The organism is Rhodoflexus sp. (assembly GCF_053489755.1).
Genome location: NZ_JBRCHD010000036.1, coordinates 1 through 26,050 on the forward strand (window position 1 = coordinate 1; position 26,050 = coordinate 26,050).

At 47.1% G+C, this 26,050-nt stretch carries 17 protein-coding genes; 12 read left to right on the top strand and 5 right to left on the bottom strand.

What is annotated here, in order from left to right:
- Window positions 1-329: 329 nt before the first annotated feature.
- Window positions 330-3,299, bottom strand: coding sequence for a GAF domain-containing protein (locus tag ACWIP2_RS07805; RefSeq protein ID WP_448519358.1), 2,970 nt, complete (start codon window positions 3,297-3,299; stop codon window positions 330-332).
- A gap of 23 nt (window positions 3,300-3,322) precedes the next feature.
- Window positions 3,323-4,141: a PstS family phosphate ABC transporter substrate-binding protein gene (locus tag ACWIP2_RS07810; RefSeq protein ID WP_448519359.1), complete on the bottom strand. Its 819-nt coding sequence runs from the start codon at window positions 4,139-4,141 to the stop codon at window positions 3,323-3,325.
- Window positions 4,142-4,260: 119 nt separating this feature from the next.
- Here ACWIP2_RS07810 and ACWIP2_RS07815 point away from each other — a divergent pair, with 119 nt between their 5' ends.
- The 9 genes from ACWIP2_RS07815 to galE all read left to right on the top strand — a co-directional run bounded on the left by ACWIP2_RS07815 (window position 4,261) and on the right by galE (window position 18,097).
- Window positions 4,261-6,375 (top strand): cation:proton antiporter domain-containing protein, encoded by a 2,115-nt coding sequence (locus tag ACWIP2_RS07815; RefSeq protein WP_448519360.1) that lies wholly within the window; start codon window positions 4,261-4,263, stop codon window positions 6,373-6,375.
- 52 nt (window positions 6,376-6,427) lie between these two features.
- Window positions 6,428-7,462 (top strand): aminopeptidase, encoded by a 1,035-nt coding sequence (locus ACWIP2_RS07820; protein WP_448519361.1) that lies wholly within the window; start codon window positions 6,428-6,430, stop codon window positions 7,460-7,462.
- Entirely contained in the window at window positions 7,459-8,148 is a 690-nt protein-coding gene (mnmD, locus tag ACWIP2_RS07825; RefSeq protein ID WP_448519362.1) for a tRNA (5-methylaminomethyl-2-thiouridine)(34)-methyltransferase MnmD, read from the top strand. Before ACWIP2_RS07820 ends, mnmD begins: the two co-directional genes overlap by 4 nt.
- Before the next feature lie 134 nt (window positions 8,149-8,282).
- Window positions 8,283-9,047 carry an SDR family NAD(P)-dependent oxidoreductase gene (locus tag ACWIP2_RS07830; protein ID WP_448519363.1) on the top strand — a complete coding sequence of 255 codons (765 nt, stop codon included), beginning with the start codon at window positions 8,283-8,285 and terminating at the stop codon, window positions 9,045-9,047.
- A gap of 242 nt (window positions 9,048-9,289) precedes the next feature.
- Window positions 9,290-12,448, top strand: a complete 3,159-nt coding sequence (locus ACWIP2_RS07835) for a SusC/RagA family TonB-linked outer membrane protein (protein ID WP_448519364.1) — start codon at window positions 9,290-9,292, stop codon at window positions 12,446-12,448.
- A gap of 22 nt (window positions 12,449-12,470) precedes the next feature.
- The gene (locus ACWIP2_RS07840; RefSeq protein WP_448519365.1) at window positions 12,471-13,934 is read left to right on the top strand and encodes a RagB/SusD family nutrient uptake outer membrane protein; all 1,464 of its coding nucleotides are present in this window, start codon (window positions 12,471-12,473) and stop codon (window positions 13,932-13,934) included.
- 100 nt (window positions 13,935-14,034) lie between these two features.
- Window positions 14,035-15,000 (top strand): hypothetical protein, encoded by a 966-nt coding sequence (locus tag ACWIP2_RS07845; protein WP_448519366.1) that lies wholly within the window; start codon window positions 14,035-14,037, stop codon window positions 14,998-15,000.
- Complete coding sequence (locus ACWIP2_RS07850; protein ID WP_448519367.1) at window positions 14,993-16,954, top strand: DUF3352 domain-containing protein; 1,962 nt, start codon at window positions 14,993-14,995, stop codon at window positions 16,952-16,954. The genes ACWIP2_RS07845 and ACWIP2_RS07850 overlap by 8 nt, the downstream gene beginning before the upstream one ends.
- A 33-nt stretch (window positions 16,955-16,987) precedes the next feature.
- A complete protein-coding gene (galE, locus tag ACWIP2_RS07855) occupies window positions 16,988-18,097 on the top strand; it encodes a UDP-glucose 4-epimerase GalE (RefSeq protein WP_448519368.1) in 1,110 nt (369 codons plus the stop codon).
- A gap of 7 nt (window positions 18,098-18,104) precedes the next feature.
- Here the strand turns inward: galE and ACWIP2_RS07860 are convergent, their stop codons facing one another.
- Window positions 18,105-19,739: a M1 family metallopeptidase gene (locus tag ACWIP2_RS07860; protein WP_448519369.1), complete on the bottom strand. Its 1,635-nt coding sequence runs from the start codon at window positions 19,737-19,739 to the stop codon at window positions 18,105-18,107.
- Between the two features lie 114 nt (window positions 19,740-19,853).
- On the opposite strand from ACWIP2_RS07860, the gene ACWIP2_RS07865 reads away from it, so the two are divergent.
- Both ACWIP2_RS07865 and ACWIP2_RS07870 read left to right on the top strand, forming a co-directional pair.
- On the top strand, window positions 19,854-20,756 hold the full coding sequence (locus ACWIP2_RS07865) for an Rpn family recombination-promoting nuclease/putative transposase (RefSeq protein ID WP_448519370.1): 903 nt from the start codon (window positions 19,854-19,856) through the stop codon (window positions 20,754-20,756).
- Window positions 20,753-21,676, top strand: coding sequence for a glycosyltransferase family 2 protein (locus ACWIP2_RS07870; RefSeq protein ID WP_448519371.1), 924 nt, complete (start codon window positions 20,753-20,755; stop codon window positions 21,674-21,676). The genes ACWIP2_RS07865 and ACWIP2_RS07870 overlap by 4 nt, the downstream gene beginning before the upstream one ends.
- A gap of 12 nt (window positions 21,677-21,688) precedes the next feature.
- On the opposite strand, the gene ACWIP2_RS07875 is transcribed toward ACWIP2_RS07870, so the two are convergent.
- The gene (locus ACWIP2_RS07875) at window positions 21,689-24,055 is read right to left on the bottom strand and encodes a TonB-dependent receptor (protein ID WP_448519372.1); all 2,367 of its coding nucleotides are present in this window, start codon (window positions 24,053-24,055) and stop codon (window positions 21,689-21,691) included.
- A gap of 172 nt (window positions 24,056-24,227) precedes the next feature.
- Here ACWIP2_RS07875 and ACWIP2_RS07880 point away from each other — a divergent pair, with 172 nt between their 5' ends.
- Window positions 24,228-25,097, top strand: coding sequence for a substrate-binding periplasmic protein (locus tag ACWIP2_RS07880; protein WP_448519373.1), 870 nt, complete (start codon window positions 24,228-24,230; stop codon window positions 25,095-25,097).
- Window positions 25,098-25,110: 13 nt separating this feature from the next.
- Here the strand turns inward: ACWIP2_RS07880 and ACWIP2_RS07885 are convergent, their stop codons facing one another.
- Complete coding sequence (locus ACWIP2_RS07885) at window positions 25,111-26,025, bottom strand: hypothetical protein (RefSeq protein ID WP_448519374.1); 915 nt, start codon at window positions 26,023-26,025, stop codon at window positions 25,111-25,113.
- Between the last annotated feature and the right edge of the window lie 25 nt (window positions 26,026-26,050).

Consider the following 26,050-nt stretch of genomic DNA (forward strand, 5'->3'; position numbering starts at 1 on the left):
AGTGCTTTTTCAAGGCAACAAAGCGTTCATAAGAAGGCAGACGTTGCACGCCGCTGCGGAAAATAAGTACGCAGTTTACGATGGATGATGAGAGCGTTGTTCCATCAGCGGCTGAAAATCTGTATTAATTTGTGTGCTGTAAGGATTAGCATAAGCAAAAATGACTTTTTTAAAAAGTACAAATCCAAAGTTAGCCGTTTTTCGCTAATCCTTGCTTTTTTTCTCTCTTGATTCGTAAATAACTGATTATCAAGTTATTAGCAAACAACTCGGTTAACTGCATTTCCAAAAACTACGAAAATTATCGCTCAATTACACCAAACGGCAAACTATATCTTCACTCCCATTACCAAAATATCGTCCAATTGCGGATGAGCGCCCATCCACTCTTCCAAATGGTTGGTGAGCAGCGTTTTCTGCGTTTCGGCAGGCTGCTTGTGCATACTGAACAGCAGTTGTTTGAATGCACGCGCCGTTAGTTTGGTGTTGTTATCGCCGCCAAACTGGTCTTTGTAGCCGTCGGTGAAGAGGTAAAATGTGGTAGGCGTTTCCGTAGTAATTACGTGGCGGGTAAAAGTGCGGTCTTGTTCGCGCTGCAAGCCGCCGATGGGTACATTGTCGCCTTTGATTTCCAGTAGCTGGTCGTGCTGGCAGTAAACAATGGATGTTTTTGCGCCTGAGAATGTTATTTTTTTTGTTTTTTTATCAATAGCACATAGGGCAACATCCATGCCGTCGCGGTTTTGTGTTACCTCCTGTTTGAGCGCTTGGCGAATACGTCTGTGCATCAAATTTAAAATTAGGTCGGGTTGGGTAATGCCTTTCCCATTGACAATTTCGTTGAGCAGGTCAATGCCAATCATGCTCATGAACGCGCCCGGCACGCCGTGTCCGGTACAGTCCACTGCGGCAAGCAGTATTTTGCCGTCTTTTTCCTGCATCCAGTAGAAGTCGCCGCTGACAATATCGCGGGGGCGGAAGAGAACAAACGAATCGGGCAGGCAGCGGCTGATTTCGGCCAAATCGGGCAACATAGCGCTTTGAATGCGGCTGGCGTAGTTGATGCTTGCCGTTATTTTTTCGTTGCTTTTTTGAATGCTTTCGCGTTGGCGGGCAATTTCGCCGAAGGCATTGGCATTCTCCAGTGCGATAGCCACGTAGATAGCAAGGTTGCGCAGCAGGTTCAGGTCGTAGTCGTTGTAGGCGTTTGCCTGAAAACTTTGCACCGTCAGAACGCCAATCGTGGCGTTTTTGGTGCGCAGCGGAATATAGACAAGCGATTGGGGGCGTTTGCCTGTGTCGGGCAGATCCGGCATGGGATATTGAGCCACCTCTTTTTGCCAGTGATTGATGATAATTTCGCGCTCACTTTTTACAGCATCAACAGCAAGACTTTGCAGGTTATCCAGCGAATAGCTGAAAGTAGGTAGGCGTCGGTTATTTTCCATAACGCCGATAAATTCTAACGTATTAGTTTCGCTGCGCAAAATTCCTATGCCAAATATATCGGCATCCATTAGCTCATTGACGCGATTATAGACTTGTTCGGCGATTTTATCGGCATCCAGATAGCTGCTGACAGCTTTGCCGATTTCACTGAGGCGTTTCACGTCGGCAAAAGCATTTTCCAGTTCGCACTTTTGGCGTTCTATTTCCTCTTTTTGCGCCAAAACCTCCGCTGTGCGCTCCCGCACGGTTTCCTCCATGCTTTCATAGAGTAAGGCGTTGTCTAAGGCAATAGTAGTATAAATGGCCATATTGCGGATGATACTCAACTGCACTTCGTTGAAGGCATCGGGCTGCGGGCTTTGGATAATCAATGAACCAAGGGTTTTTTCTTTGGCAACCATGAACAAGCCGACAATGGTTTGCGGCAATTCTTCGGGGAAAAATGGCATGAGTCTGTTAGTGTTTTCATCTTGCCATCGCCCGCTGATGACTTTCTGCTGTGTCCGAAATACACATACTGCCACATGATTATGGTCTGTTTCCGTATGAAGACGCAGACCTTCTATCCATTGTCCGTTGTGATACCCTTTGGCAATCAGGCGATTATGCCGGTCGGCAATGCAGACCATGAGCGTGGGCACAGTCATTTCGGTAGATAACTCTTCGTGCAGGGTGCGAATGAGTTCTTCTACATCTAAAACCGCGCTGATGCGTTGCCCCATTTTGCGGATAGTAATCAGGCGCATGTTAGAGGCTTGCAGTTGCTCTTTTTGCTGCTCTACCTCATCAGTACGGCGATAGAACATCTCCAACAGGTAAGCAAAGTTTTTAGATAGCAAACCAACCTCATCTTGCACATCTGTCTGAAAAATCTGCTTGCTTCGGTCAAACCGGCTATCAACCACTTCGCGAATGGAATCGGAAAGCGCGCGCAGCGGGCGGCTAATGCTGCGCATCAGGGAAAAGCCCAGCGAAAACATCAGCCCCAACAGCAGTACGAAAAGAACCAACTGCGTAATGCGCAAATTTTTGCTCATTGCCTGCGCCCGATCTTCTATGGCGCGATCTATGGCGGCAATGCGATCTTCTATGCGCGTTGAAATGAGCATAAGGTCGTTTTGTAAACCATACTGACCGGGAATGCCAATAATACGCTGGTTTTCAACTAATTTTTCCAGACTTGAGCGGTACTGCTCCAGCGAACTGATGACAAATTCACGTCCGACAGGCTCCCGAATGGTTCGTGTCGCTTTAGCAGCCAGCGAATCGGCGAGCACTTTGATCCGCCCGACATAGGCCGGATTTTTTTGCATCAGGAAGTCCTTTTCTAACTTGCGAATGTTGGATATCAGCAGCTCATCAAGATTGTAACCCGAATTAGCAACGCGGTTGATTGCTCCCTGTACCTCGCCTTCCAATCCAAAATTTTTGAAGCCCCGCTTCTTCTGCATCATAACAAGGCTGTCAAATGTAGCATTGAAAATATCTATTTCTGTAGCAATGCTATCCAGTGCAGCATCTAATGCAGCATCGCGCAGCATAGGATTACTCCGAAGCGAGATTAATTTTTCCTTGACATTTTCCAGTACAGCACTGTGCTGGGCAACGAGTTTGCTCTCCCCCGTTTCATAAAATTCAGGGTTGATCGTTTCAATAATATAAAAGTCTTTTTCTAATTTGGCTGCACGCTCTACCTCCAGATTCATTTGCCGCAAGACATCGGTTAGTTGACGCACCTTGCGCTGCCGACCGTCAAACCAAAACATTACCAGCAGCATCAGCAAGGTGATGCTGGCAAAAATGCCCAGCGACAACCAAAGGCGAAAACGAATCGTTGTTTGTGTGAACATGCAGCTACGCAGTTGAAAGGCTTTTACCTATTGCCATGACCAGCAGGGATAAAGCCTTTGTGTACGACAGCTTTTTGCCCCAGCGGCGACAAAGCAAAATCTAAAAACGGCTTAACTTTATTTTCCTGATTTTTAAGGTAGATGAAATACATCGGACGGACGAGGGGGTAGGTTCTGTTGAGCGCTGTTTTAAAAGAAGGCGCTACAAAGTTGTTGCCTTTACCCGCTGCTATTGCCAGCGGCTTTACGATTTCCTCCAGATAGCCAATGCCGACGAAACCAATGGCGCCTATGTCCTGGCTTACTGCCTGAATAACGGCAGAAGTGCCGACACAGACTTTGGCACCTGCGGGAAAGCTTTTCTTGTGCATGATTACGTCTTTCACGAACTCGTTGGTACCCGATGTGGCTTCCCGAACAACTAATTGAATAGGTAAATCTACACCACCTACTTGCTTCCAGTTGGTAACTACGCCGTTGAAAATGTCTTCCAATTGTGCCTGTGTGAGCTTAGAAATCCGATTTTCGGGATGTACGATAAACGAAAGCGCATCGTAAGCAACGACGACAGCATGTGCCGGATTTCCTTGCCCGTCTAATACACTTTTTTCCGTTGACTGCAAACCTCGCGATGCCATTGCTATATCTGCTTTGCCTTCGCGCAGCGCACTAATACCTGCAATACTGCCTCCTCCCTCCGGCTGTACGTTTTTTCCGTACAAATCGGTGATCTCTCGTATTAGCGGATACATTGTATCGCTGCCTTTAATCTTGATGATTTGAGCGAGCGCACTACCTGCCACACCCAACCAATAAATCAATCCAATAAAAAAGTAGCGCATTATCATAGGGCTTCAACTTATTAGTACCACAAAGTACCTGTAAAAAAACCGCTCCTTATAAACTTTGTGTGGAACAATCTGTGAAATTTGTGTTAATTCAATAAAAATCTCTCTTGCTAATGCCGTTAGGACTTAACATATTTGAAATTACCCTCCCGCTAAACGACCCTATTCTGCGCTTTCTCGTCATCCTTTGCATTATTTTATTTGCGCCTATTTTGCTGAATAAAATACGCATTCCGCATTTGCTGGGGCTGATCATTGCCGGCGCTGTCATTGGCCCCAACGGATTGCACCTGATGAACCGCGACAGCAGCATTATTATTCCCGGAACAACAGGTTTGCTCTATATTATGTTTCTGGCAGGGCTGGAAATAGATTTGGCAGATTTCAGGAAAAATGCTTCTAAAAGCATCGTTTTTGGGGCATATACCTTTGTTATTCCCATGTTTCTGGGTACGCTGGGCGGGCTGTATCTGATGAATTTTCCATTGCCGACTTCAGTGTTGCTGGCCAGTATGTTTGCTTCGCACACGCTGCTTGCCTATCCGCTGGTGAGCAAGCTCGGCGTTGCCAAAAACCGCGCCGCGGCCATTGCTGTTGGCGGCACAGTCATTACTGATACGCTGGCGCTCCTTGTGCTGGCAGTGATCGTGGGCATGACTAACGGAGTGGTTGGCTGGCAGTTTTGGGTCAAACTTTCCGTGTCTATTCTCCTCTTTGGAGCTGTGGTGTTGTTTACATTCCCTATCATTGGCAGGTGGTTTTTCAAACGCTTTGCGGAAAGCATTCCGCAGTACATTTTCGTGCTTGTCATGATGTATCTGGGCGCAGTACTGGCAGAAATAGCGGGCATAGAGGGTATTATCGGCGCGTTTCTGGCAGGTTTGGCGCTCAACAGGTTAGTGCCGCACACCTCCCCGCTAATGAACCGCATAGAATTTGTCGGCAATGCAATTTTCATCCCCTTTTTCCTGATTGGCGTAGGGATGCTGATTGATTTCCGCGCATTTATCAAGGATTGGGAAACGATTAAAGTTGCCTTGTTTATGACCATCATTGCCAATGTTGCTAAATATGCAGCGGCGTGGCTGACACAGCAAACTTTCCGATTCAGCATAGACGAGCGGCGGCTGATTTTCGGTTTGAGCAATGCGCAGGCAGCCGCAACGCTAGCAGCAGTGCTGGTTGGCTATAATATTATCCTCGGAAAAACCGAAACGGGCGAGCCGATTCGTTTGTTGAGCGATGCGGTACTCAACGGAACTATCCTGATGATTCTCGTAACCTGCACCGTTGCCTCCTTTGTCGCGCAAAAAGGCGCAAGAAATATCGCTTTGCAAGAACAAAGCGAAGCACCGACGGAAACTTCCGAAGAGCCGCAGGAGCGCATCCTCATCCCGCTGCGCAACCCCGAAACCACCGACGAACTGGTGCAACTCAGCCTAGCGATCAAGTCCAAAAACAACCAGCGTGGACTCTATGCCCTAACGGTTATCAACAGCTTGGAAACGGACGAAACCGCAGAGCGCAACGCCCGCAAAGTGCTGGAAAAAGCAACCACAGTAGCTGCTGCTACCGATACTTACATGAACGAACTGCTGCGCTACGACCAGAACGTATCCAGCGGTATTGCAGGCATCATCCGCGAGCACAAGATTACGGATATGGTGATGGGGCTGCATCAGAAAAAAGCCCTTTCCGATAGTTTTCTGGGAACGCTTACCGAAGGTATTCTGGCAAAAAACAATGTTACAACCTTGATTTGTAAAGCAGTACAGCCCTTGGCAACCATCAGGCGCTATTTGGTCATTATCCCCGAAAAGGCAGAGAAAGAAATTGGATTTAACGCTTTGGCTCAACCGCATCCGCAGTCTGGGGAAAAATACGGGAGCGAAATTGGTTTTCTACGGCTCGGCGGAGGTGTTGCAACACGCCCGCGACATGCAGCGACAGCAGATGATAGATTGCGACTTTGTAACATTCACCGATTGGGAAGATTTCCTGATTCTTTCGCGCGATTTGAAACCCGACGACGGCATGATTATCGTTATGAGCCGCAAAGACCACCCCTCTTACAGTGCAAGCATGACAAAAATTCCCCATTATCTGAACAAGTACTTCCAGCAAAACAACTTTATTCTTGTGTTTCCGGTGCAAGCAGGCGTACAGGAAATAAGCGACATCAATACGACTTACCCGATCGTTTCTACCAAACCAATAGAAAAAATTGATGAATTTGGCAAAAGTATCAAGGATCTATTCAGAAAAAAACGACGCAAATAGATGAAGTTGCAAAAGTGCAAGTGGATGCTTGTGATGTTTGGTATTGTTGCGGTGTTGATAGTCTGGCAGTGGGAACTGTTGCAATACGGGCTAATGCAGGCGCGGGGACAGGCAAAAATCCTGTGGGAAGCGCGTCCAATTGAGGAGGTGCTGGCAGATGCTGCTTTTCCTGATTCGCTGAAACAAAAGTTGCAACTGATTCAGGAAATCCGCCGCTTTGCCGAAGACAGCATCGGGCTAAACCCTTCCAAAAACTACACAACTTTCTACGACCAGCAGGGCAAGCCCATCCTTTGGGTGCTGACTGCCTGTCCGCCTTATGAATTAAATGCCTACGAGTGGCGTTTTCCGCTGTTGGGCAGTTTTTCGTACAAAGGCTTTTTTGAATTGCCCAAAGCCCAAGCCGAAGAGCAGCGCATGAAGGCGCAGGGCTACGATACTGACATCAGTGAAGTGCTGGGCTGGAGTACGCTCGGTTGGTTTAAAGACCCTGTGCTGTCCAACTTTTTGCAGCGCAGCCCTGGGCATCTGGCAGACCTGATTATCCACGAACTGACGCACGGTACACTCTACGTGCCCAACAATGTGGACTACAACGAAAATCTGGCAAACTTTGTCGGCTATCAGGGTGCGCTGCTGTTTCTGCGCTACAAATACGGCGAAGATTCGCCCGAAATGCGGCAGTACGTCCACAGCATGAGCGACCGCAAACGCTTCATTCGCTTTGTTTTGCAGGCCTCGAAAAGTTTGGATTCGCTGTACGGCAGTTTTTCGCCTGACATGGCAGACAGCCAAAAATCCGCCGCCAAGGAGCAGCACATCCGAACAATTATGCAGGCTTTGGACACGGTCGGTTTTGCATCAGACCGCTACCGTGATTACTTTACGAACTTTACGCCCAACAACACCTTTTTCATGGAGTTTATTCGCTACAACGAGCAACAAAATGCCTTTGAAGAGGAATTTTACCAAAAATTTGGCGGCGACTTTAAAAAATACTGGAAGCACCTGAAAGCAACCTATCCTTCGCTATGAAACACCCTGAGGTTCAACTGATTGTATCGTCTGATGGCTCGCATACCCTCTACCGCCCCGACATCGGCGAGTTTTACCATTCGCGCTACGGTGCGCTGGGCGAATCGCGGCAGGTGTACGTGCGCTACGGGCTGGAGGAGGCCATCCAGCGGCATTCGCTTCGGCAGGTGCGGGTGCTGGAACTGGGCTTTGGCACAGGGCTGAATGCGCTGGCAGTAATTGAATTTCTATCGCAACATCCTGAAATTGAGGTCGTTTATCACACCTTAGAGCCTTTGCCGCTGGCAGAGGATGTGCTGGCGCAACTGAACTACACCGAACAACTGCCCGATGCAGTAGCTGCGTATTTTGGTAAAATTCACGCCGCCGACTGGGAAACGCCGCAACAGATTTTGCCTAACCTGCAACTCATCAAATCTGCCACAGGCTGGCAGGAAGCAAACTATGGGGCAGGCAGTTTTGACGTAATTTTCTACGATGCCTTTGCCCCTGAAAAGCAGCCCGAACTCTGGGAGCAGCCCAATTTTGAGCTCGCTTTCCGATGGCTCACTAAGGGCGGCATCCTGACGACCTATTGCTCAAAATCAGTGGTTATCCGCACGATGAAAGCCGTTGGTTTTCAGATAGAAAAGCTATCGGGACGGCCTTTCAAGCGCGAGGTTGTACGAGCAATAAAAATGAGTTAGTACACGGATAAGAGCAGGTTGCGCGGAAATACACAGATTATTTTTAGAAAGAATCAGCGCAAACCCGTGCCATCTGACAAAAATCGGTGTTCTGAATGAAAATGATTTAACTATTGATAAACTACAATTAAAAAATGCTCAAAGACAAATTCTCACTTAATGGCAAAGTAGCCATTGTTACAGGAGCCAGCAAAGGCATTGGCGAATCAATGGCGGAAATTATGGCAGAAGCCGGCGCAAAAGTCGTTATCAGCAGCCGCAAGCAAGAAGCAGTAGATGAAGTAGCCAACGCCCTGAAAGCCAAAGGCTACGAGGCGATAGGTGTTGCCTGCAATGTTGGCAACCCCGAACACAGGCAGCAACTCATAGAAAAAACGATGGCGACTTTTGGCGGCATTGATATTCTGATTAATAACGCTGCGACGAACCCCGTTTTCGGTCCTGTAGTGAATACCGACAGCGCCGCCTTTGATAAGATTATGGACATCAACGTTAAAGCGCCGTTTGAACTGGGCAAAATGGTGCTGCCGATTATGCAACAGCGCGGCGGCGGTTCAATTATCAATATCAGCAGCATCGGCGGGCTGACCCCTGAGCCGGGGCTGGGCATCTACAGCGTGAGCAAGTCTGCCCTCATTATGCTTACCAAAGTAATGGCAAAAGAATGGGGCAGCGCAGGAGTACGCGCCAACGTCATTTGTCCGGGTCTGATTCAAACCAAATTTAGCGAAGCGCTTTGGAAAAATGAAGAAATGCTGAGCAAGTCCATCAAGCATTTACCTATCCAGCGCATCGGGCAGCCTGAAGATTTGGCAGGTATAGCACTCTATCTGGCATCTGACGCAGGTGCATACACGACGGGTGCTGTACTGTCGGTAGATGGCGGCTATGTTTGCTGACAAGTAAATTTTAGCATAAAAAACATATTTAACACAGTGCCTACGTTCATAGCAACGAGGCACTTTTTGCTTTTAAGCCACCTGCAATGTACTGACAGTCAATTATATTGAAAATTTAAGCGTCATCGTAATTTTTTTCGTTGCTTGCAATAACAATAAATTGTTTAACAATAGCACGCACAACATTTTTCTTTTTTGTAATTTAACGGCGTATTTATTCACCAAATAAAACAATCCAAACAATGAAGCAACTATTCAAATTGAGTTCCTTTGTGCTGATGGTGATGTTGTCTGTAACAGCCTATGCACAAAGAACAGTATCCGGAAAAGTCGTTTCCGGAGAAGACAACAACCCGCTCCCGGGCGTATCGGTGGTTGTGAAGGGTACCAGCACCGGTACAACAACAGATGTGGAAGGTAATTACCGCATCAATGTACCTGACAATGCAACGCTGGTATTCAGCTATGTAGGTTTTCTCAAGCAAGAAACCGCAGTAGGCAACCGCAGCGTAATTGACATCACCTTACAACCCGATAACAAGGTATTGAGCGAGGTGGTAGTAACCGGTTACGGTGTGCAAACCAAGCGCGAACTGACCGGCTCTATTGCCAAAGTAAGCGGCGACCAAATTCTGAACATGCCCGTTCAATCATTTGAGCAGGCGCTGCAAGGTCGTGCTGCTGGTGTAAACATCACTACTCCTAACGGTGTATTGGGTAACGCCCCTATTATCCGTGTGCGCGGTACGAACTCTATTACTTCGGGTGCCGATCCGCTGATCGTTATTGACGGCATGCCGATTATCTCGGGTAATACCAGCGGCTCTTCTAACGCGGGTAACAATGCACTTGCATCTATTAACAACGCTGACATCGAGTCGTTTGAGATATTGAAAGATGCAGCGGCTACTGCTATCTACGGTTCACGCGCTGCAAACGGTGTAATCTTGATCACTACCAAATCAGGTAAAAAAGGTAAAGCACAAGTAAACTACGACTCATGGGTAGGCTGGACAGAAACTTTCCGCCGTTTTGACGTATTAAATGCAGAGCAGTATATCGAAATCAAAAACGAAGGCTATCGGAACAACCCTATCCACGCAGGTGTAACTGAAATTGCACGTCCGTTTCTTGGCCCGGATGGTCGTCCGGTAGACACTGACTGGTACGATGTGGTATTCCGCACAGGCTTCCAGCACAACCATACCGTTTCTATTAATGGCGCGTCTGACAAAACCTCTTACTTCTTCTCTGTAGGCTTCTCTGATCAGGAAGGTATGCTGCGTGCCAACGACTTCCAGCGTACTTCTGCCCGTATGAACATCAACCATCAGGCAACCAAGTGGATGAGCGTAGGCGGTAACGTACAGTACACAAACACAGTAAACAACAGCCCTCAGACAGGTATCTTTGGTGCATTTGCAACCAACGGTCTGGGGCGTTTACCTATTGTACTTGCTCCTAATATCCCTGTGCGTAACCCTGACGGCACTCCTGCTATTGATCGCCCGAACAACCGTGCGACGACTGGCAACAACTTTCCTAACGCCGTAGGTTTCAACTGGCCGAATCCTCTGTTTGACTTGGAAAATAACGTTGGACGCTCTTCTACAGATCGTATTTTGGGTAATGTCTTCATTGAAGTAAGACCAATCGAAGGATTGTCTCTCCGCAGTGTTTACGGTATTGACCGCCAAAACATCGAAGACAACACATTCCGTACACGTATTCACGGCGATGGATTCCCATTGGGTGTTGCTTTCAATACTTATCAGCGCAGCTTGCAGTGGAACTGGCAAAATATTGCTACTTACACCAAAACCTTTGCTGATAACCACAACCTGACGGCTTTGGTAGCTTATGAGGTACAGAAGTTCAACCTTGATGGCTGGGGCGGTTCGCGCCAAGGCATTGCTGATGACTTCTTCACCAGCTATCAGGGTAACTTTACGACCAATAACCCTCCTGTAGGTAACATCCAAACAGAAAACGGTCTGATTTCTTATTTTAGTCGTGTTAATTACAGCTTTAAAGACAAATATCTGTTTAGCGCTACTGTACGTCGCGACGGCTACTCTGCGCTTTCTGCTAACAATAAGTTTGGCACATTCGGCGCGATCTCAGGCGGCTGGCGTTTATCCGAAGAAAACTTCTTTAAAAATCTGAACTGGGAATTTATAAATGACTTCAAACTGCGCGGTAGCTACGGTACAACAGGTAATACCAACATTCCTAACTTCGGTTCTTTGAACTTCTTTGGTTCGGGTCTGTATGGCGATCTTGCTACATGGGTGTACACACAAGCAGGCAATCCGAACCTGAAGTGGGAATCTAGCCAGAAGACGGATATTGGTTTTGATGCTTCGTTCTTCAACAGCCGCGTCAATCTGGAGTTTGCTTATTATCTGAACAATATTTCAGACTTGATCATTGGTAACCCTCAACCCCCTTCAAAGGGTATCCCCGGCAACAACATCTTGACCAACATCGGTAAGATGCGCAACAGCGGTATTGAAGTTACTTTGAATACAGTTAATATTGATAAAGGCGGCTTCAAGTGGACAAGTTCATTCAACCTGACAACCAACGAAAACCGCGTGCTGGCGCTGAACCAAGACAATGCAGATATTCTCTTCAATACAGGCGGCTTGGAACTGACCAGCATTGCACGTGTAGGACACCCCGTAGGTAGCATTTTTGCAGTGCCTTGGGTAGGCGTTAATGCCGAAAACGGTCAGGCGATGTTTCGCTTGGCCGACGGTCGCGTAGTACAATATAACCATGCTGCTCCCGCTGCTTCCCGCTGGACGTTTGTTGATAATGGTCAACCTGCCCGTGCACCTACAGCTACCGATCGTGTGATTGCAGGCAATACAAACCCTCGTTTCTTCGGTGGTTTTGACAATACTTTCCGCTATAAAAACTTTGATTTGGGTGTATTCTTCCAATATGCATTTGGCTTCAACCTGTACAACGGTACTCGCGCAGGTTTGCTCGATCAGCGCATGTGGAACAACAGCACCGAAGTACTGAAGCGTTGGCAGCGTCCAGGCGATCAGACTACAGTTCCACGCTTGGTATATACTGATAACTTCTCCAACGGTTCTGCTTTTGCCATTACGCGCAACGTAGAGCGTGGCGACTTCGTTCGTCTGCGCAACATAAGTCTGGGTTATACATTGCCTACTGAGTTGTTGAAAAAACTGTCTTTAGTTAATGCAAGACTGTACGCACAAGTACAAAACGCCTTTGTGATCACAAATTATACCGGTAGCGATCCTGAAGTAAGCACCAACGGTGCGACTTTGAGTCCAACTGCTACTAACATTGGCGCAGGTGTAGACCGTAATACATTCCCTCAGGCACGTACTTACTCATTGGGTGTCAACATTACTTTCTAACAATTTAAACTGAAGAAACGCGATGAAAATTCAAAAATATTTGAAGGCCTCGTTGCTGGCTGCTTCTATGATGGTAGCCGCAACCTCATGTAATCAGGAGAAAATCCTTGAGCCTGTTCCGCTGACCGCTCTTTCAGACCGTGTAGCTTTTGCTACCCCCGATCGCATCGAAGCGCAATTGAATGGTCTTTATGCCAGCATTAAGTCAGGTCAGTTTCTTGGCGGTCGTATGCTGGTGTATATGGATGTACGCGGCGAAGACTTTCAGAACCGTACAGGTAACGGTGTTACAGCGCTGTTTGCATGGAGCTACAACCAAAACTCAAGCAATGCAGAGCCACTAAACGCTTGGTCTTCCGGCTACTTGGCCATTAACCGCATCAACGTTTTCCTAAAAGGTCTGGAAGATAACCCAAATGTAATATCCGCCACTTTGGCTAATCAGTATCGCGGCGAGGCGCGTTTCCTGCGTGCCTTGGCTTACTACTATCTGGTCAATCTCTATGCGCGTCCGTTCCCGTTAAACAATGGTGCAAGCCCCGGTTTGCCACTGCGTTTACAGGCAGAAGTTGGTCCGGAAAACTCCGATTTGGCACGCAGCACAGTAGCTCAGGTATATGCTCAGATCCTCGAAGACCTGAACTTTGCTGAGCAGAATGTATTAGCCAGCCACCCTTCACCTCTGCTGAACGTAACCCGTGCGCACCGCAATGCTGTCATTGCCATCAAAGCACGCGTATTGATGAGCATGGCGCGTTATGCAGACGTTGTTACTGAATGCCGTAAGATTGTGAGCGGAACTTCTGCTCCTTTTACTGCACCTTCGGGCGTACAGCACCGTCTGGCAACTACCTATGCAAGTATCTTCGTGCCTCCGTACACCTCACCAGAGTCTATTTTCTCTTTTCCGATGACACTGAACGATTTGCCGGGCGTACAAAACGCATTAGGTTCGTATTTCGGTGTACCTGCACCTCCACAGAATGCGATTGCCGATTACAACCTAGATCCTGCAGGTATTCTAAGTAATCCAGCATGGACAGCAACTGATGCCCGCCGTGCTATGACTGTTGAAGCAGGCGGCAGAAGATTCCTGACCAAGTTCCCCTTGAACCCATACACTGACTACGTACCGATTTCTCGTTACTCTGACGTATTGCTGACTTATGCCGAAGCTTTGGTACGCTCTACCAACACAGTAGATCCATTGGCGCTGGCATTACTCAATGCGGTACGCGGTCGTTCGGCTCCGGATGCTACTTATACTTCTTTTGCCAATACTGCCGACATGTTGCAAGCTATTGCACTGGAAAGACGCATGGAGTTCCTCGGCGAAGGTTTGCGTTCGTTAGACTTGCATCGTTTACTGCTACCGTTGCCTGCCAAAACGGGTGTGCCCGGCTCTGTTGCACCAACCGATGCTAATTACATCTGGCCTATTCCCGATGCAGAACTGGCAGCTAATAAACTGATGACTCAAAACTAAGCCACGAGCCTCACAGAAAGAGCCATCCTGAAAACTCGGGGTGGCTTTTTTGTTGCGCTAAGATTGTCATATCTGACCACAGGGCTTAATTTTACATCGCATGAATGCCCCCCATCAATCATTTTGGTTACTGGCTAAAACGCTGCTCAGTTTGCGCATGGCAGCCTTGCGGCGCAGCCTACTCCACTTTGGCTGGTGGCGCTTGCTTTTACTAGCGGCATTAGTCTTCTGGGCAATCTTTCGTTTAGTAGCTTTACAAAGCCCGCTTGCATGGCTATCTACAGCTCTTGTTATGATCGGTGGGCTGCACTTTGGCCGCAACGACCGATTCTTTCTGCAAACGCTCAGCCCCGACTGGGCGTGGCTCATGCGCGCAGAATATATGCTCCTCGCCTTCCCTTTTCTCGTCGCAATGGCGCAATATCTATACTGGCAAGGAATTGTAGCGCTGCTGATTTTACTCTGGCTTTTGCCCGATATGTACAAACCCGCATTTGACTACAAACAAACCGGTAACAGACTTGCTCTCTTGCCTGCCCGGATGTACGAGTGGCGAGCAGGCCTCCGTAGAAATGGTTGGATGATCATATCCATATGGCTGCTCGCTGCAATATTCTACTGGGCATTAGTTGCGCAGGTAGCTTTTCTATTGCTATACCTGCTCATTATAGGCTCATTTTACATCAGTTGCGAGCCGCGCATCTGGTTAGACTTACAAAATGCAGCCGACACACGTCGCTTTCTTTGGCAAAAAATCAAACAATCATTGGCGCTGACGGTATTGGGAAGTTTACCCTTTTACTTGCTGATTGGTGTTTTCCACATACAACAAGCATGGCTGATCGTCCTGTGTCTCGTCCTGACGAGCGCTTACATTAGCTATGCAATTTTTTTAAAATACGCACTTTATTCAGAAGGTCGTTCGTTGGAGCCATTCATGCTCCAGCATCTTATCTTTGTAGGTAGTTGTGCGGTACCGGTTTTATTGCCGATTGCCGTTTATTTCGGGTGGAGCAATTACCGCAAAGCCCGCCGCCATTTATCTGACCTTTTTGGCTATGCGTAAAGTTATCTTCTTGCTGATATTTGTTACAAGCCTGCTGTATTTAGGCTGGTATTACATTGGGCAAAAAATCGGCAACCTGCCTGCGATGAGCTTAGTACCTGCCGACGCAGTTTACGTCATAGAAACCGACGACCCGATAGACAGTTGGCGCGAAATCAGCCGCAGCGAAATCTGGCGGCATCTGCGCAAACAGCCTTATTTCGGTGAACTGACCGCAGGAGCAAATACGCTCGATTCGCTCATTGAGCAAAATAATGAACTCTTCAAATTGCTCGGCTCGCGGACAGTACTTGTCTCGGCACATGTCTATAAGCCGCTGGACTACGATTTCCTGTTCGTCATAGATCTGGAAAGTGCAGCGCGACTTACTTTCTTGCAAGAGTATCTGGTGGCGCTGCCTTTCCCGGGCTTCAATCTCTCCCGCCGTCCATTTGAGCAAACCGCCATTTACGAATTCCGCAATCGCAAATCAGGGGCGCAGATTTCGGCAGCCTTCGTAGAAAATCTGTTGGTGTGTTCTTTTCAGGGTAAGTTGGTAGAAAGCGCACTGATGCAACGCAGTGATCCGCAACTGATGCAAGATCCAAAATTTGTGCAAGTCAGCAAAAAAACGTCTAATCGCGGACTGTTCAAGCTGTTTTTCAATTATGCCTATTTAGACGATTACTTCCGCTGCTACATGCCCTCCAACGATTTTATTGACGGCATTAGCAAGGAACTGGCATTTACAGGCGGCAATTTCTACATAGAAAAAAACCAATGGTTACAACTCAGCGGACTGACCAACCTGCCCGACTCGGTACACTCTTATTATCGCGCACTTTTGCAGGCAGGGCAGGGGCGCATGTCTGTACACGAAGTACTGCCGCAGCGCACCTCTAACTATCTGACACTTACCTGCAAAGATTTTTCGGTTTTCTATAATTCCTTTGAAGAGAAGTACAAGGAAGATGCAGCCGCGTGGAGCGACTATCAGCGCAACGTACAGCAAATAGAGCGCTTTCTCAAATTAGATTTTCGCGAAAGTTTCCTTAACTGGATCGGCGAAGAAGTAGCTATTGCGCAGCTGCTGCCCGAAAGTAATCGCGGCGAAAAAGATTACGCCGTATTCATCAAAGCAAAAAATAAATCCATTGGGCAGGAGAAATTAGATTTTGTCGGCGAACAAATCCGCAAACGCACCCCAATGAAGTTTATAGAAACCGAACACAAGGGCTATCCGATTAAGTACCTGACAATCAAATTTTTCTTTCGGCTTTTTCTGGAAAAACTCTTCAAGAAAATGGAGCGCCCATACTTTACCTACATCGGCGATTATGTGGTTTTCAGCAACCACCCGCAAACGCTCAAAAATATTATTGACGACTATGAAGCAGGGCGCACACTGGGCGCACAAAAGGAGTTTCAGGAGATGATAGATCGCGTTTCGCGGGCAAGCAGCATTTTCATGTACGCCCAAATGCCTGTCATGTTCCCTACGATGCGCCCACTGGTAGCTCCTGCTACATGGGCAAGCATGAACACCAACAAGGCTTACATCAACTGTTTTGAGCACATCGGGCTGCAACTCATTGGCGACGATGAGACCTTTGACACCCAACTGCTGATCCGTTTCAATGCACAGGCAAGGGAGATCGCGCCACTGATTGCGACTACCACCCCACGCGACAGCCAAGAGACAGACGAGGATCAACCGCTCAAAAAGATGGACTTCATTATTGGCGACATCAACGCAAGAGTACAGACCGACTTCTACCCCGACGGCACCAAGCGGCGCGAAGTAGAAACCCGCGACGGATTCAAGCACGGCGACTACCGCGAATACCATCCCAACGGCAGGATAAAAATACGCGGGCGCTACCGCAACGACAAAGCCGACGGCATATGGCGCTACTACGATGCCGACGGGCGCGAAATTGAAAAAAAGCGCTTTGAAAATGGTGTCGAGCGCTAAGTCAAGCAAGCCAATACAAGAATCAACATACGCGTGGTTATATTTGTAACGCTCTCTCCCATCGGAGCATTATTTATTCGGACTATTCACATCAACAATATGACAGGATCTAAGCCCTGTATTCTGGTAACCGGCGGATGTGGTTACATCGGCTCACATACTGTAATTGCACTACTACAACAAGGTCGTTATGATGTTATTTCCTGCGATAATTTTGTCAATGCCAAACCTAAGGCGCTCGCGCGCATCGCTCGGATAACAGGCGTAGCTGTTCGCAACTATGCTATTGACTTATGCGACAAGGCGGCTGTGAAAGCCATGTTTGCCGAAAATCCGAATATTCAAGGGGTCATCCATTTTGCAGCGCTGAAGTCTGTACCTGAGTCGGTAGCAAATCCGCTGCGCTACTACCACAACAACCTCAATTCACTGCTCAACCTACTGGAATCCTGCCAATCAAGCGGCGTGCATCACTTCATTTTCTCATCGTCTTGTTCGGTTTATGGCAATGCCGACCAACTGCCGGTAAACGAGGCAACTCCGCTGAAAAAAGCAGAATCGCCTTATGCCAATACTAAGCAAATGGGCGAGGATATTATCAGCCACACGACAAAAGTAAGTCCGGTAAAAGCGATTTCACTGCGCTACTTCAACCCTGCCGGAGCGCATGAGTCGGGACTGATCGGTGAAGATGCACTGCAAACCACACTTAACTTAGTGCCGATTATCACACAAACTGCCGCAGGTTTGCGCTCCGAATTAGTTATTGCAGGCGGCGATTACCCTACCCGCGACGGCACCTGCATCCGCGATTACATCCATGTTTCCGATGTTGCCGAAGCGCATATCATTGCCTTAGAATACCTGTTCCGGCAAACAGCTACTCACTACTACGACGTGTTTAACATTGGCACCGGCGAGGGCGTTTCTGTATTGGAAGCAGTCAAGGCTTTTGAGGCTGTTACAGGGATTCCACTGAACTACCGCATAGGCCCGCCACGCGCAGGCGATGTAGTAGCTGTTTACTCAGATACCCGAAAAACAGCTACTGTTTTAGGCTGGGAACCTCGCTTTGGTATTCGCGAAATGATGGATTCTGCGTGGAAATGGCAGCAACAATTGCTCAGCCAAAATCAGGGCTAAGACGCATTTACTTATTTACTTCCTTCGGCTTGAAATACATCAGGTCTGTATTGAATTGCAGGTCGGGCTGCTTGTTCTTTTTGTCGGTCAGGGTTTGCCACTGTGCAGTAGGGGATATTTTCACCCAGCCTGTTTTTTTGTTGATTTGTACCCAAACAGGCATGTTAAAGTCTTTTTCTGCCGCAACCCAGCGATAGCTCAGGCTTGTTCTTTTGCCTTTTTGCTCCCATTGGTACGCTAACTCCGGCACTTGCGTATGGAATAAATATTGTTTAAAAATTGGCGTCAGATTTTTGCGCGTTCGTTTATTAAAAAAATCAATTACTTGCTCGGTAGAAAGGTTCTGTATGCGGAATCGCTGTGCAAAATCGTAAATCGTATTGTACCAAAGCGTATCGTTGGCAATCGTGTGGCGAATAGAGTGCAGCATCCAAGTTCCTTTGAAGTAAATATCCGAATCGCGCCACTGGTTGTAGTTCACGCCAAACTGCCCCACCATCGGATCTAAGTTGCGGATGCGTAGCCGCTGTTTTTTGAGGTACTCAATCGTTTTGTCGGTGCTTCCCGTCAGGCATTCCAGATACAACACTTCGGCATAGGTCGTAAACGACTCGTGAATCCATAATTCGGCATTATCCTTCATGGTCAGGCTGTTGCCGAAATATTCGTGCGCGCTTTCATGGATGATGATAAAGTCAAAATCAAATTCGTTGTTTTGGTAATTATTGCCGTAGGCTACCGCACTCTGATGCTCCATGCCCCAATAAGGCGTTTCCACCAATGCAAAACCATCGCGCCAGAAAGGGTATTTGCCAAAGCGTTTTTCAAAACAGGCGAGCATTGGTTTTACCTGCTCAAAATGCTTTCGCGCTTTTTCCTTGTTGTAGTCCAAAATATAGTAGTCCACCGCCAGTTTGTCGCCATCAGCAGCGGTATATTCATCTTCTAGGTGCGCATAATGCGCAATATTGAGCGTTACATTGTAGTTGTTGATCGGATAGCTGACGCGCCAATCGTAGCCTTTGTAGCCGCCGGGCGCGCTCACCACGCCCGAGAGATTGCCATTGGCGACGCACATCAACGGTTCGGGCACTTCGCAATAGATGCGCATACTATCCGGCTCGTCGGCGGGATGATCTTTGCAGGGCCACCAAACGCTTGCCCCCAGCCCCTGACAGCTCACCCCAATCCAAGGGCGGTTCTGTTTGTCTTTTGCCCACGAAAAGCCACCATCCCAAGGCGGATTAGGCGCTACACGCGGCTGCCCCTGATAGTAGATTTTTACCGTTCCGATGCTGCCTTTCGGAATAATTTTGTTCATGTTGATAAATACGGCGTCGCCTTCACGGCGAAAACGCATCTGATATTCTTCAAATAAAATACGGTCAATCACCATGTTAGCGGCTAAGTCCACTTGCATAACGCTAAAATCCTGCGCGGCGCGGAACGTAATAGCATTGTAGCCGGCAATGAACTTTTCGTCGGGCTTTACTTTCAGGTTTAGGTCGTAGTAAATTACATCGTAGCAGGCGCGTTCGGGCAGCAGCGTTCCGCGAAGCGTATCGGCACGGCTGTAAATGCGCTGCGCAACCGCTGCATTCGCCAAGCAAAACAGGGCAATCAGGCAATAGACTCGTAGCATATCTTACAATAATTTTGAAACTTTGTTCTGCGTTCGTTGGTTGGTCAAACATACGCAAATCTGTGCAGTAGCTTTCATAAAGTCATTCAAAAACTACCTTGCGCTTGAAAAACAATGGACTTCGTAGAAAAATACATCAACCCTTTTACTGATTATGGCTTCAAGCGACTTTTTGGCGAAGAGCCGAGCAAAGAGTTGCTACTTGATTTTCTCAATGAACTTTTGCAACAGGAACAGGGCAGAATCACAAGCCTAACCTACCTCAAATCTGACCGACTAGGCAGCAGCGAAGAAGACAGGCGAGCGATATTTGATTTATACTGCGAAAATGAGCGCGGCGAAAAATTCATCGTAGAACTGCAAAAGACCAAGCAGAAGTTTTTCAAAGACCGAACGGTTTATTATTCAACTTTCCCGATACGGGAGCAGGCGCAGCGCGGTTCGGACTGGAACTTTGAACTCAACGCAGTTTATACAGTAGCTATTCTGGATTTTGTGTTTGATGAAGACAAGGCAGAAAAAGATAAATATCGGTATGATGTAAAGCTAACCGACATTGAAACCTGCAAAGTGTTCTATGACAAGCTCACTTTCATCTACTTGGAAATGCCTAAGTTCAATAAGCCCTTAACATCACTGACATCACGATTCGACAAGTGGATGTACGTGCTTCGGAACCTGAATAAGCTGAACAGAGTGCCCGACGAATTGCGCGAGGAGATATTTCTCAAACTGTTTGAGTTGGCAGAAATCGCGCGATTCAGTTCTAAAGAGGCAGAAGCCTATGAAGAAAGTCTGAAATCATACAGAGATTTGAAAAACTCTCTGGATACCGCACGGGAAGAGGGCAAGGCAGAAGGTATTGCACAGGGCAGAGAAGAAGGCAGAGAAGAAGGCATCGAGTTAGTGCTGGAAGTGATTGGCTTATCCAAAAGCGGCAAAAGCGTTGCTGAAATTGCCACACAGGTCGGCATCAGCGCAGAGCGAGTAACAGAAATCCTTCGGAGAATCAAATGAGGGATTCTGTAAAAATGTCTGCCGAAACCCCATTTTTTTCCATTGTAATTCCTTCCTATAACCGCGCAGCGTTTTTGCCGCAAGTGCTGGAAACTGTCCTTGCGCAAACTTATGCGGATTTTGAATTGCTGCTGATAGACGACGGAAGCACCGACGAAACCCCGCAACTGATGGAGCAATGGTGTGCAAAAGATACGCGCATTCGCTACCATCGGAAGACAAATGAAGAACGCTCTATTGCCCGCAATACCGGCTTTGCATTAGCCAGAGGCAGCTATGTGTTGTTCCACGATTCAGATGATTTGATGAAGCCGCACCACTTGGAAACACTCGCCCGCGCAATTGAAGCGTATCCTGATGTTTGCTTTCTGGCAACCAAATTTGTGCTGCAAACCGAAGAAGGAATCACAGCAGATGAAATCAACCGATTATCTGGCGGCTTGTATGACTACCGACTGTTCCTGAGCGGCAATCCTGTGGGAATTTTTGTATGCGTAAAAAAAGAATGTCCTGATATTCAACTTTTTCCGCCGCAATTCAATTTTTGTGAAGACTGGATTTTTCATTTGCTAAACTATCGCCGCCGTCCTTTGCTGTTGATAGATGAAGTTACAAACGTAGTCGTCGTGCATAACAGCCGCTCAATGACTAATCACAGCCATGTCATCAATGGGCGCATCGCAGCAACGAAATTTGTTTTAACCCAAATGAGCCTTACAAAACGGGAACAAGCGATACTTTGGGGCAATACCTACCGTTTTTGTGCCATCCATAGCTATTTAGACCGCAGCTATTGGGCAAGTATCCGCTACATGCTGCAGGCCATCAGACTTTTAGGAGTCAATATAGAACAACTGATATTATTTGCTAAACTGTTGCTTGGGCGCAGCACTATTTTGCGTATCAAAGAATTGTTGTAACAACTTGCCGTATCAGTACTTAAAGTTATAAGCAATCGCAGGCACAAACGATCCTACTACCGAAAAGCGAATCGCTTCGGTATTCACCGGAGTATTTGGATTTTGCTGGAAGTAAATCGCAAAAGGATTGCGGCGGTTATAGGCATTATACACAGAAAAAACCCAATAGCTTTCCCAACGCTGTTCGGGTTTTTTCTTTTTGTTGTATTTAGTCACCGACAAATCCAATCGGTGGTAAGGAGCAATGCGCACGTTATTGCGGCTGTTGTCCACGTTGTGCGGAATAATCAACCCCTGCACCTCGTAGCGCCCGGTCGGGAAAGTAACAGGCGTGCCTGTCTGGAAAACAAAGTTAGCAGCAAACTGCCAGTACTTATTTTTATCATACGCCACTGAAATATTGCCATTGTGGCGGCGGTCAAATCGGTTCGGAAACCACTCATTACTATTAATGCCTTCTACTTTGCGCTCCGAATTGGCAAGTGTATAGCTAATCCAACCTGTCAGTTGCCCTTTAGTTTTGCGTACATAAAATTCAGCGCCATAAGCCCTGCCGATACCTTGCACCAAATCGCCTTCAATGAACCTGTTCAGCAGCAAATCGGCATTGTCAATATAATCCAACTGGTTTTGCATGGACTTGTAATACACCTCTACCGAAGTTTCAAACATATTGTCTTTGAAATTGCGGAAATAGCCCAGCGCTACTTGGTCGGCTAATTGTGGGCGGATATTGTTCGTGCTGGGAGTCCAAACGTCTAAGGGCGTAGAAGCTGCTGTATTGGAAACCAAGTGGATGTACTGCGCCATACGATTATAGCTGGCTTTCAGCGAACTGGTCGGAGAAAGCCCCAGATTCAGGGAAAAACGCGGCTCAAAGTTGCCGTACTGCTGAATGGTTTCAAACTGCCCGAATGTGCGGGTTTCTATCGGTAGGCGACGCGTGTTGGGTGGCGCTTCGCCGAAAGTAAAAGCCTCGCCGCGCCCCATATAATTGAACATAGAGTAACGGAAACCGTATTGAATGGTCAATCGGTCGCTGATTTTCTGCTCGTTGTCAAAATAGGCTGCCGATTCAAGCGCATACTTGCTGTCCAAACTAATATCGCTCGTCAGATCCGCGCTGGTGATCACTGCATTTCCGGGACGGAAATCATACAAAATTGTCTGCCAACCAAACTTCAGCGTATTATTTACATTCAGGTAATAGGTCAGATCGGGCTTTACACTGTAATTGATGATATTGGAGCGCCAGTCAAAGCGTGAGCCTTGCACACCCGAATCGCGAAAACCGATCAGGTAGTCGTAGTTGCTGTAAAAAGCTGTCAGGTTCATAAACAAGCGGTCGGAATACAGGTGATTCCAGCGGAAAGTCGTTGTAGCATTGCCCCAGTTGAAGTCAAAGCCGCTACCGAATACATCGCGCCCGAAATAACCCGAAAGGTAAAAATTATTACGGTCGTTGGCTTTCCAGTTAACTTTGGCAGTCATATCGTAAAAATAAAAACGACTATCGCGCAGGTCGTTGTTCAAAAACGGCTTAGCAAGCACATCAATATATGAGCGACGACCGGCCAAGATAAACGAAGCCTTGTCTTTCACAATTGGCGCTTCAATGGTCAACCGGCTGAAAATAGCGCCAATACCGCCTTGCATGGCAAACTGCTTATTGTTACCCTCCTTTGTGCGCACATCCAAAATGGAGGACAATCGCCCGCCATAAGGCGAAGGAATACCGCCTTTGATCAGTTTTACATCTTTCACCGCATCGGGATTGAACACGGAAAAGAAGCCAAACAAATGTGCAGAATTATATACAGGCGCTTCGTCTATGAGCACTAAGTTCTGGTCTATACTGCCGCCGCGCACGTTGAAGCCCGTCGCACCCTCGCCAACTGTACTTACACCGGGCAATAACTGAATGCTGCGGATAATATCTACCTCGCCCAGAAATGCCGGAATGCGCTGAATCGTTTTGATATCCAGCTTATTTACGCTCATTTCCATGCTTTTGACAGCCCGATCGGCTGCTTCTGCAGTAACAACAACCTCCTGCAACTCAATATTGTCCTCTGTAAGTTCTACATCCTCTTTTCGGTTAGCTGTTAGGTCAATTGTCTTAGTAATTGACTGGTAACCAATAAAACTGTAAACAATATCGTAAGTCCCTCTGGGTAGCGTAAGGGAGTAAAATCCATAAGGATTGGTAGTAGTACCGGTCGTTGTTCCTTTGATCGCAATATTTACCCCAATGAGTGTTTCGCCTGTTTTGCTGTCGCGGATGTAGCCGCTAACCGTAAATCTATCTTGAGCGTTAAGACTGTTACCAATAACAAGAGCAACTAAAAAAGTAAGCAAGGTTTTTGCGTAAAATCGCATATCAAAATAATTTTAGGTAATAAATTATGTATCAGCGTCCATACTTTAGCTAAAGTAAAACAGATTCCTGATTGAAAAGGTTTTCCAGCATATTTTTTGCACTAATTGTGCAGCTAAGGTCTATTAACTTACGACCTCCCTCTGTGTTGTCTTTTTCTAACTGCTAAAAGGTATGAAAGCACTTTTATTATTTCTCTCGCTTTGTTGTACGTTCGTACAGCCATTAACCGCTCAAAGTTCTACTGCTGTCAGCTGGGCTGAAGCCCAAAAAAGTAAAAAGGCTACGATTGTGGTCAACTATTTTCAGTCGCCTATGTTTTCATACAGCGCCACACTCAAAGAAGCTCCCAAAGGAATTTGCGTAGATCTAATTGAAAACTTTGTGCAGTACGTCAAAACTAAGAAAGGTGTGCAACTGAAAGTAGAATATCGCGGCTATGATGGATTTAGTAAATTTTACGAAGCCACCAAAAATAGCCCCAACGGTACGTTTGGCATCGGCAGTGTTACCATTACAGACGCTCGTAAAAAAGAAGTGCGCTTCTCACCGGCCTTTATGAGCAATGCTAATTTGTTACTTTCGCACAATTCGGTACCTACCTTGCGCAGAATGGAGCTGATGTCAAAAGATTTTAAGGGCATGACAGCTTATACGGCCAAAAATACTACGAATGCCGCTCGTTTGGAAGCAATGAAGAAACAGTACATGCCTGAAATGCAAATCAAGTACATGGAATCGAGTTTGGAAGCACTACGCGCCGTTGCTCGCGATCCTAAGGGTTTTACACATATTGATTTTGTGTACTACAACGATGCTCTTCGCGATAATTTGCCCATCAAACGCCATCCGGTAGGCGACTACGTAGGGGAAGAATTTGGCATCATCATGCCTATGAATTCGGACTGGCAACCACTGCTGGAAGAGTTTTTTGCCGAACGCGGCATGAATTATCGCAACAGCACTGCCTATAAAAAATCTCTGCAAACTCATTTAGGTGAAAGTGCAGTAAGGCTGCTGGAATCTATTCAGCAAAAAAATTAGCCTTTTTACCCTATCAGGCATTGCGACGTATTGTTTTCTTATTGAGCATATACATGCCCAAGCCAAGCATTGCAGCTCCAATCAGATAGACAAGCAGTTCGGAACGATCGCTCGGCGGTGCTTGGTAAATTTCAGTCTGCTCTTGATTGGTTTCACTGGAAAAAGCAACAGTTGCTTCCTTTTCTGTAATAGGCAATTCAACTACATTATCGCCGTCTGTGTTGTTAAGTGTTGATGTGGCTAACGTTTCTTCTTTGTCCATCGTCGTCATGCTTACAGGATTAGTTGCCTGTACCTTATTTCCGGACGGGGCCATAGCAACTGCCGACTCGGGCTTACCCATAATATTAAAAGAAATACCTGCCATTGTGAGCAACTTCTGACTTGCTTGGAGCAGTTCATAGTCTTCGCCGAGTTCATTTTTGGTAGCCTTGTCTGTAACTGCCCAAACAGCATACTGACCTGCTTTATTCTGTGCGCTATTAGCCTCGATCGTGTGTGCGAGTCGTAAAAGAGGCTCAGGTGCGAGTTTGCCTACCTCATAACTTACATATACATCCGGGGCATTTTTATTCAATTCGCCACACATCGCATTGATGCGTTCGTACTTTTTCTGACGAGGTGCAAGCATGAAATATCGTGTTTCGGAAACTAGCATATTCTGTGTGCTGCTATCGAGAGATAACAACATCGTTCCGCAAGGCAATATCAAACATAGGGTACTGTCTGTGTTATTTTCTATCCGCACCTCCATACACTCCCCATAGTGGCTGCTTGCCGGATTGGTCTGGTGGCGATGCGGGTTGTAAGCGCCGCGAATGGCTACTTTTGCCGCCTTGATCTGTTTGGCAACCAGAAGCCCCAGCGTATCGTTTTTACCAAGCGCTCCATGAGGATCTACTCTGCACCATGCAGACAAAGATGTCATCAGTACAAAAAATAGAGTCGTGGTG